The sequence below is a fragment of the Nostocoides japonicum T1-X7 genome (assembly GCF_001046855.1).
GTDB lineage: Bacteria > Actinomycetota > Actinomycetes > Actinomycetales > Dermatophilaceae > Nostocoides > Nostocoides japonicum.
This window is the reverse complement of record NZ_HF570958.1, coordinates 4745183-4746940: the sequence shown is the minus strand read 5'-3', so window position 1 is coordinate 4746940 and position 1758 is coordinate 4745183. Positions and strand designations below refer to the sequence as shown.

The following is a 1758-nucleotide window of genomic DNA, read 5'->3' as shown; positions in this document are numbered from 1 at the left end:
GGCTCGCGGCCCGAACGTCGGCAGCCCCTGAGCGGCCCGAGCGGCTGCGACGGCGGACGGCGACGCCACCGGGGCCGTCCCGGCACCGGGCGGTGGTTCGGGCCCTTCGACCGCCTTCTCCCGGATCGCCTCGGGGACGCCGGCGAGACGGGCGTCGTCGAGCTCGTCGGCGGCCCAGGCGGCCGACAGGAGCAGGACGCGGGCGATGAAGTTGAGCCAGACGAGGAGGCCGACGGTCAGGGCGATCGTGCCGTACACGGGGTTGGACGTCGTCCCCGCGACGAGCCGCGTCCCGAGGACCTTGAGCACGGTCAGGCCGACCCCTCCGACGATCGCGCCGTCGCGCACGGCGCGCCAGGACAGGTCGACCCCCGACAGCATCCGGATCATGAGGGCGACGATGCACGCGTCGAGGAGCGCGCCGACGACGACACCGACGAAGGTGACGATCCAGCCCTGCGACCCGAGTCCGACGTGCTGGGCGAGCCAGGTCGCCACGGCGGTCGCGGCGGCTGACAGCGCGGCGGAGAGGACGATCCCCAGCCCGAAGAGGAGCAGGACGGCGAGGTTGCGCAGCTTCGCGGTGACGACGTTCCCCGCGCTGCCCGGCGCCCCGAAGATCGCCCGCATCCCGTCGCCGATCGCGCCGAGCCAGCCGAGGCCGGCCCACAGCAGGCCGAGGAGACCGATGACGGCGGTGATGGTCAGCGTCGCGCCGCTCGGAACGCTGAGGTAGATGACGCCGTGGGGGGAGTCGGGGGTCGGCTTGATGAACCCGGGGAGGGCGTCGCTGACGTACTTCTCGATCTGCTCGAGCCAGTCCGGGCGCCCATGGAGGGCGATGCCGAACACGGTGAAGCCGAGGGCGAGCGCGGGGAAGAGGGACAGGAACGAGAAGTAGGTGATGCCGCCCGCAAGCAGGTTCCCGCGGTGCTTGCCGAACCGGTCCCAGGAGCGCCACGCGTGCGTGTGCTGAACCCACGCCCAGATCCGCTTGACCGTGTCCATCACTCCCGATCCCCCCGTGTCGTCAGCACCTCCACGACCAGCCCGCTCACTGACGAGCGCCCCCTCACCGAGCCGGTCCCCTCATCGCAGCGGCTCGCGCACGCCGAGGGCGAACTGCGCCTCCGTCCGCCACACGCCGTCCTCCCCGTGGAGATAGAGCTCGACGGCCGCGACGGGGAAGGCGGCGGTGTAGTCCGCGAGCTTCTCGAACGCGACGTCGAGCGCGTCGTCGTCGACGTGGTGGGCCACCGTCACATGCGGGTGGTATGCGAAGTCGAGGTCCCGCCGGACCGGGCCGCTCCGGATCGCCTTCTGCAGCTGCTCGCACTCCCCGATCCCCCGGGCCATCTGGACGAAGACGACGGGTGAGACGGGGCGGAAGGTGCCGGTCCCGCGCAGCAGGACCGTGAAGGGGTCGTGGGCGGCGGCGACCCGGCGCAGATGCTCGGTGAACACCGCATACTCCTCGTCGGCCACCTCCGTGGGGGGCAGGAGGGTGATGTGGGTCGGGATCGAGGCCGCCATCGGGTCGCCGAACGAGCTGCGCATGGCCCGCAGCGTGCTGCCGTGCGGCTCCGGCACGGGTATCGCGACCCCGATGGTTCGCATGGGCACCGACACTAGCCGTCCGGGGCTCAGCGGGCGCGCGGTGGCAGGCCGACGCGCTCGCGGACCCGCGCCATCGTCGCCCCGGCGTACTCGCGGGCCCGCTCGGCGCCCGAGGAGGTGATGCGGTCGAGCTCGGCGGGG

At 72.8% G+C, this 1758-nt stretch carries 2 protein-coding genes; both read right to left on the bottom strand.

Features of this window, described 5'->3' with window-relative positions; all coding sequences use genetic code 11:
- On the bottom strand, positions 1-1008 hold a 1008-nt coding region (locus tag BN12_RS21550; protein ID WP_053080152.1), incomplete at its 3' end, for a YihY/virulence factor BrkB family protein.
- A gap of 81 nt (positions 1009-1089) precedes the next feature.
- Entirely contained in the window at positions 1090-1617 is a 528-nt protein-coding gene (locus BN12_RS21545) for a 2'-5' RNA ligase family protein (protein ID WP_048555609.1), read from the bottom strand.
- Positions 1618-1758: the final 141 nt, after the last annotated feature.